The organism is Pseudomonas sp. DCB_AW (assembly GCF_026240895.1).
Classification (GTDB): Bacteria; Pseudomonadota; Gammaproteobacteria; order Pseudomonadales; family Pseudomonadaceae; genus Aquipseudomonas; species Aquipseudomonas kermanshahensis.
In genome coordinates this window covers 1-6,379 of the sequence record NZ_JAPFCE010000123.1, presented here as the reverse complement: position 1 = coordinate 6,379, position 6,379 = coordinate 1, and the positions used below count along the sequence as shown (strand labels likewise).

7 protein-coding genes are annotated in these 6,379 nt (G+C 60.9%); 4 read left to right on the top strand and 3 right to left on the bottom strand.

Going from position 1 to position 6,379, the window contains the following annotated elements:
• Window positions 1–100: 100 nt before the first annotated feature.
• The 3 genes from OO306_RS27585 to OO306_RS27575 all read right to left on the bottom strand — a co-directional run bounded on the left by OO306_RS27585 (window position 101) and on the right by OO306_RS27575 (window position 2,466).
• A complete protein-coding gene (locus tag OO306_RS27585; protein ID WP_027595568.1) occupies window positions 101–1,684 on the bottom strand; it encodes a peptide chain release factor 3 in 1,584 nt (527 codons plus the stop codon).
• Window positions 1,685–1,784: 100 nt separating this feature from the next.
• Entirely contained in the window at window positions 1,785–2,114 is a 330-nt protein-coding gene (locus OO306_RS27580; RefSeq protein WP_238210419.1) for an XRE family transcriptional regulator, read from the bottom strand.
• Window positions 2,098–2,466: a type II toxin-antitoxin system RelE/ParE family toxin gene (locus OO306_RS27575; RefSeq protein WP_186675578.1), complete on the bottom strand. Its 369-nt coding sequence runs from the start codon at window positions 2,464–2,466 to the stop codon at window positions 2,098–2,100. Before OO306_RS27575 ends, OO306_RS27580 begins: the two co-directional genes overlap by 17 nt.
• Before the next feature lie 400 nt (window positions 2,467–2,866).
• On the opposite strand from OO306_RS27575, the gene OO306_RS27570 reads away from it, so the two are divergent.
• Genes OO306_RS27570 through OO306_RS27555 form a run of 4 tightly spaced genes read left to right on the top strand, consistent with a single transcriptional unit; the run spans window position 2,867 to window position 6,309 of the window.
• On the top strand, window positions 2,867–3,580 hold the full coding sequence (locus OO306_RS27570; RefSeq protein ID WP_027595567.1) for an ABC transporter permease: 714 nt from the start codon (window positions 2,867–2,869) through the stop codon (window positions 3,578–3,580).
• Window positions 3,581–3,593: 13 nt separating this feature from the next.
• Window positions 3,594–4,505, top strand: a complete 912-nt coding sequence (locus OO306_RS27565; protein WP_265970354.1) for a glycine betaine ABC transporter substrate-binding protein — start codon at window positions 3,594–3,596, stop codon at window positions 4,503–4,505.
• Window positions 4,502–5,155 (top strand): ABC transporter permease, encoded by a 654-nt coding sequence (locus OO306_RS27560; protein WP_008090677.1) that lies wholly within the window; start codon window positions 4,502–4,504, stop codon window positions 5,153–5,155. The genes OO306_RS27565 and OO306_RS27560 overlap by 4 nt, the downstream gene beginning before the upstream one ends.
• The gene (locus OO306_RS27555) at window positions 5,152–6,309 is read left to right on the top strand and encodes a betaine/proline/choline family ABC transporter ATP-binding protein (RefSeq protein WP_027595565.1); all 1,158 of its coding nucleotides are present in this window, start codon (window positions 5,152–5,154) and stop codon (window positions 6,307–6,309) included. The genes OO306_RS27560 and OO306_RS27555 overlap by 4 nt, the downstream gene beginning before the upstream one ends.
• Window positions 6,310–6,379: the final 70 nt, after the last annotated feature.

The following is a 6,379-nucleotide window of genomic DNA, read 5'->3' as shown; positions in this document are numbered from 1 at the left end:
CTGCGAAGAGGCCGGTGAAACCACCACCTAATGTGGGTGATATTACCGGCCTCTTCGCAGCACAAGGCTGCGCCTACAGGGGGCTAGATCAGCCCTGGGATCAGTGGTGTTCGCGGGTAGCGCGGAACTTGACGTCCGGCCAGCGCTCTTCCATCAGCGACAGGTTGACCCGGGTCGGCGCCAGGTAGGTCAGGTGACCGCCACCGTCGATGGCCAGGTTCTCCATGGCCTTGGTCTGGAATTCCTCGAGCTTCTTCTTGTCGTCACAGCTGATCCAGCGCGCGGACCACACAGTGATCGGCTCGTAGGCGCACTCGACCTTGTACTCCTCCTTCAGGCGGCTGGCGACCACGTCGAACTGCAGCACACCGACGGCACCGAGGATGATGTCGTTGCTGCGCTCGGGGAAGAACACCTGGGTCGCGCCCTCTTCGGCCAGCTGCTGCAGGCCCTGACGCAACTGCTTGGATTTGAGCGGGTCTTTCAGGCGCACACGGCGGAACAGCTCCGGAGCGAAGTGCGGAATACCGGTGAAGCCCAGCGCCTCGCCTTCGGTGAAGGTGTCGCCAATCTGAATGGTGCCGTGGTTGTGCAGGCCGATGATGTCGCCAGCAAAGGCTTCTTCCAACTGCTCGCGCTCGGAAGAGAAGAAGGTCAACGCGTCACCGATGCGCAGGTCCTTGCCGGTACGCACGTGGCGCATTTTCATGCCCTTCTCGTACTTGCCCGAGCAGATGCGCATGAAAGCGATACGGTCGCGGTGTTTCGGGTCCATGTTCGCCTGGATCTTGAACACGAAGCCTGTGAACTTCTCTTCCACCGGCTCCACGGTACGCTCGTGGGCCACACGGGCCAGCGGGCGCGGCGCCCAGTCGACAACGGCGTCGAGCACATGGTCGACACCGAAGTTGCCCAGTGCGGTACCGAAGAACACCGGCGTCAGCTGGCCATTGATGAACTCGTCCTGATCGAATTCGTGGCAAGCGCCCTGAACCAGCTCAAGCTGCTCGAGGAAGCGATCATATTCGTCACCCAGGTGCGCACGGGCTTCATCGGAATCGAGCTTCTCGATGATCTTGACTTCGGTACGCTCATGGCCGTGGCCCGGGGTGTAGACGATGATGTAGTCGCCGGCCAGGTGGTACACGCCCTTGAAATCGCGGTAGCAACCGATCGGCCAGGTGATCGGCGCGGCCTTGATCTTCAGAACGGCTTCGATCTCGTCGAGCAGTTCGATCGGATCGCGGATGTCACGGTCGAGTTTGTTGATGAAGCTGACGATGGGCGTGTCGCGCAGGCGGCAGACGTCCATCAGGGCGATGGTGCGCGGCTCTACACCTTTACCGCCGTCGAGCACCATCAGCGCCGAGTCCACTGCGGTCAGGGTGCGGTAGGTGTCTTCCGAGAAGTCTTCGTGGCCGGGGGTGTCGAGCAGGTTGATCATGTGCTCGCGGTACGGGAACTGCATCACCGAGGTGGTGATCGAGATGCCGCGCTGCTTCTCCATTTCCATCCAGTCGGAGGTGGCGTGGCGGTCGGACTTGCGCGACTTCACGGTACCGGCGACGGCAATGGCCTTGCCCATCAGCAGGAGCTTCTCGGTGATGGTGGTCTTACCGGCGTCGGGGTGGGAAATAATGGCGAAAGTGCGGCGCTTCGCGACTTCGGCGGCCTGGTTGGTCATGGGAAATCGCCTGACTGGGGGATTCAAAAAGGGGCGATATCATACCTGAAGTTGGGCGGGGACCAAAATTTGATCCCCGCCGTTGGTCAATGACGGTCAATCAGGCGCGCTTTGCCTGATCCTCACAAAAGCCGTCAAGCGTTACAGGTGGACGGCCAGGCATATGAACGACGAGCTCCAGGGTGCCACCCAATGCTTCCACATAACTGCGCAGGGTCGAAATCAACATGTCACTGCGCTTCTCCACCTTGGATATGTTGCCCTGACGAATGTCCAGACGCTCTGCCAAACCTTCTTGAGTGAATTCGAGCTGTTTACGCAATGCCTGAAGCGTCATTTCTTCGCGAATCAATTGACGCCCCAGCTGCTCCACCCGCTCCCTGCGTTCAGGGGACAATCCGTTGATGACCTCATCAAGTGTCTTGGACATCTTTCTCTCCTCTCGACAGGTGATTCTCAAAGCGAGCGTCTGCTTGCTTGATCAACCCCTGATAAAACCTGTGCTCCCCGACACCGCACTTGTCACCTGCCACCAGGATGACTGCCTGACGGTCAGGATCAAAAGCAAATGCGACCCGCCAGACCGCATTGCGCCCAGTGAATCTCAACTCCTTCATGTTCGGATATCGGGATCCATTCAATGTATCGACATGAGGTCGCCCAAGCGCTGGCCCTGATGATTGCAGCAACCGCAGGTGACCCAGCATTCGCTCCTGAACGCTGTCATCCAACGCATCGAAATCGCTGATGAACTCCTCACAAAATCTGATCGTCCACGCCAACAAAATACCTCCAGAGGAATATTCCCTCAAGTAAATATTGAAAGAAATGAGAGGGGAATTTTGTCCATCAGCACAATTGGATTGATAGCAGGTAAACCAACGCCTTTACGTAGGAATAACGTTGTTTTCTCGTATGAAAAAACACCTCTCCCAGTGATTAACACTGGCCAAATGCCGCCTCAGATGGGAACCTTTACGCCCTCGGAGACGTCCACTCCCCTGCAACCCGCTTCGGTTGGGGACTGGTTTCATCAGCTTTTTCGGGCCCGACGGGGTTCGGCTCATGGCCTGATCGCAGCCTTCGGTTGCTTCACGCTGCTACTCGCGAACACACCACTCGCTGCCAGGTATGGCCGGCAAAAAAAAGAGTGTGCTCGCCGACAACACAAGGAGTCCGCCTGTGGCTACACGCTACGGAAAAGGGCTGTTGGGATGCGCCACCGTGCTCGTCATCCTGGCCCTGCTGATCCACTGGATCGGCATCGACACGATCGCGCGTTACCGCGACGATCTTGGGTTCTACCTGCAAGCGCACCTGATACTGGTGCTGGCTTCGATGGCGGCGGCGTTGGCCGTGGGCATCCCCGCTGGCATTGCGCTAAGTCGACCGCACCGGGTCGACAAAGCCGAGCGCTTCATGCAGTTCTTCAACGTTGGCAACACCATCCCCCCGCTGGCCGTTCTGGCCATCGCGCTCAGTATCCTGGGCATCGGCGCCGGGCCCGCGATCTTCGCGCTGTTCCTCGCCTCCCTCCTGCCCATCGTGCGCAACACTTACGAAGGCCTGAAAAACGTCCCCGCCTCGCTCAAGGAAGCCGCCACCGGCATCGGCATGACCCCGCGCCAGCAACTGTGGCAGGTGGAACTGCCCAATGCCGTGCCAATCATCGTCGGCGGTGTGCGTGTAGCCCTGGCGCTGAACGTGGGCACCGCACCCCTGGCATTCCTGATTGGCGCCAACAGCCTGGGCAGCCTGATTTTCCCTGGCATTGCCCTGAACAACCAGCCGCAGCTGCTGCTGGGCGCCGCGTGTACGGCGCTGCTGGCATTGCTGCTCGACGCCCTGGTGAGCTTCTCCAGCAAGCGCTGGCTGGAACGTGGCCTGGCCCAATAAGACGAGGGAACGTATGAAGAAGAGAATCGCCTTGCTGCTCGGCGCAGCCCTGCTGTTTACAGGTGTTGCCCAGGCAGCGGACAAACCGCTGGTGCGTATCGGTGCGCGGGTGTTCACCGAACAGACCGTGCTTGCAGAAATCACCGCCCAATACCTGCGCGCCAACGGCTTCGATGTGCGCGTGACCACCGGCCTTGGCAGCAGCATTGCACGCCAGGCGCAGGAAACCGGCCAGCTCGACCTGATGTGGGAGTACACCGGTGTGTCGTTGGTGTCGTACAACCACATCGATGAACGCATGCCAAACGCCGAAGCCACTTACGCCAAGGTCAAGGCGCTTGATGCGAAAAAAGACCTGATCTGGCTGACCCCGTCGAAATTCAGCAACACCTATGCCCTTGGCCTGCCTAAAGAGGTCGCCGAGGCCTACCCGCAGGTGAATACGATCAGCGACCTCAACCAGGTGCTACGTGACGAAAGCAAACGCAACCACCTGGTAGCCCTGGACACCGAGTTCGCCAATCGCCCGGACGGCCTGGTCGGCCTCAAAGCCATGTACGACCTGCAAGTCGGCAGGGCCAACATCCGCCAGATGGACGCGGGGCTGGTTTACACCGCCATGCACAACAACCAGGTGTTCGCCGGGCTGGTCTACACCACCGACGGGCGCCTGAACGCGTTCGACCTCAAGTTGCTCGAAGACGACAAGCACTACTTCCCTGACTACACCGCTGCGCCTGTCGTACGCAAAGCCGTGCTCGACGCCAACCCGCAACTGGCCGCCCTGCTCAAACCGCTGGCCGAGCAGCTCGACGACGACACCATGCGTCAGCTCAACGCCAAGGTCGACGTCGAACACCAGAACCCGACCGCCGTGGCCGCAGCCTTCCTGCGTGAACACCCCTTGAAGGAGGTACAGCCATGAGCCTGCTCGACACCTTCGCCCACCTCGATTGGGCCCAGGTCCTGCAATTGACCTGGCAGCACATCATGTTGGTCGGCATTGCCGTCAGCCTGGCCATCCTCGTCGGCGTGCCACTGGGCATCCTGATGACTCGCTTCCCGGCCGTCGCCGGCCCCCTGCAAGCCAGTGCCACGGTGCTGCTGACCATCCCCTCGATCGCCCTGTTCGGCCTGCTGCTGCCGTTCTACTCCAAGTTCGGCCAGGGCCTCGGCCCGCTGCCGGCGATCACCGCCGTGTTCCTTTATTCACTGCTGCCGATTCTGCGCAACACCTACCTGGCGCTGACCAACGTCGAGCCCGGCATCCGTGAAGCCGCGCGCGGCATCGGCATGACCTTCGGCCAGCGCTTGCGCATGGTCGAGCTGCCCATCGCGGTGCCGGTGATCCTGGCCGGCGTACGCACCGCCGTGGTGATGAACATCGGCGTGATGACCATTGCCGCGACCATCGGTGCTGGCGGCCTGGGCGTCCTCATCCTCACCTCCATCAGCCGCAGCGACATGTCGATGCTGCTGGTCGGCGCCGTATTGGTCAGCCTGCTGGCGATCATCGCCGACCTGCTGCTGCAAACCCTGCAACGTGCCCTGACTCCAGAAGGACTGCGCTCATGATCGAACTCAAGAACCTCAGCAAAACCTTCAACGTCAACGGCAAGGACGTCAAAGCCGTCGACGCGGTCAACCTCACCGTCAACGAGGGCGAAATCTGCGTGTTCCTCGGCCCCTCGGGCTGCGGCAAGAGCACCACGCTGAAGATGATCAACCGCCTGATCACGCCCACCTCGGGCCAAGTGTTCATCAATGGCGAAGACACCAGCGCGCTGGACGAAGTGACCCTGCGCCGGCGCATCGGCTACGTGATCCAGCAGATCGGCCTGTTCCCCAACATGACCATCGAAGAGAACATCACCGTGGTCCCGCGCCTGCTGGGTTGGGACAAGCAGAAGTGCCACGACCGCGCCCGCGAGCTGATGCACATGATCAAGCTCGAACCCAAGCAGTACCTGCAGCGCTACCCACGGGAACTGTCCGGCGGCCAGCAGCAGCGTATTGGCGTGATCCGCGCCCTGGCGGCCGAGGCCCCGGTGCTGTTGATGGACGAGCCGTTCGGCGCGGTCGACCCGATCAACCGCGAGATGATCCAGAACGAGTTCTTCGAGATGCAGCGGGCGCTGAACAAGACCGTGATCATGGTCAGCCATGACATCGACGAAGCGATCAAGCTGGGCGACAAGATTGCCATCTTCCGTGCCGGCAAGCTGTTGCAGCTGGACCACCCGGACACCCTGCTGGCGCACCCGGTGGATGATTTTGTCAGCAACTTCGTCGGCCAGGACAGCACATTGAAACGCCTGTTGCTGGTGCGCGCCGAGGATGCGGCAGACAACGCACCGTCGGTAAGCCCGGAGACGCCGGTGAGCGATGCGCTGGAGCTGCTGGACGAGCACGACCGCCGCTATGTGGTAGTGACCGATGCGCAGAACAAGGCGATGGGCTATGTGCGCCGGCGCGACATGCACCGCCAGCAAGGGACCTGTGGCGACTTCCTGCGCCAATTCAACGCCACGGCGTCGCACGATGAGCACTTGCGCATCCTGCTGTCACGGATGTACGAGTTCAATCGGGCGTGGCTGCCGGTGCTGGATGCCGAGCAGGTGTTTTTGGGCGAGGTGACGCAGGAGTCGATTGCGGCTTACCTGAGCTCGGGGCGCTCGCGGGGGGCGAAGACCAGCATTGTTTCGCCGGCTGAGGCGGTGGTCTCCTGAAGAAATGAGTTGGCCTCTTCGCGGGTAAACCCGCTCCCACAGGTCCTGCGTAATTCCTGTGGGAGCGGGT

Excerpts from the sequence above, each read along its gene's own strand:
- OO306_RS27560 (WP_008090677.1), top strand. The coding sequence starts at position 4,502 with ATGAGCCTGCTCGACACCTTCGCCCACCTCGATTGGGCCCAGGTCCTG.
- OO306_RS27565 (WP_265970354.1), top strand. The coding sequence starts at position 3,594 with ATGAAGAAGAGAATCGCCTTGCTGCTCGGCGCAGCCCTGCTGTTTACA.
- OO306_RS27585 (WP_027595568.1), bottom strand. The coding sequence starts at position 1,684 with ATGACCAACCAGGCCGCCGAAGTCGCGAAGCGCCGCACTTTCGCCATT.
- OO306_RS27555 (WP_027595565.1), top strand. The coding sequence starts at position 5,152 with ATGATCGAACTCAAGAACCTCAGCAAAACCTTCAACGTCAACGGCAAG.
- OO306_RS27580 (WP_238210419.1), bottom strand. The coding sequence starts at position 2,114 with ATGTCCAAGACACTTGATGAGGTCATCAACGGATTGTCCCCTGAACGC.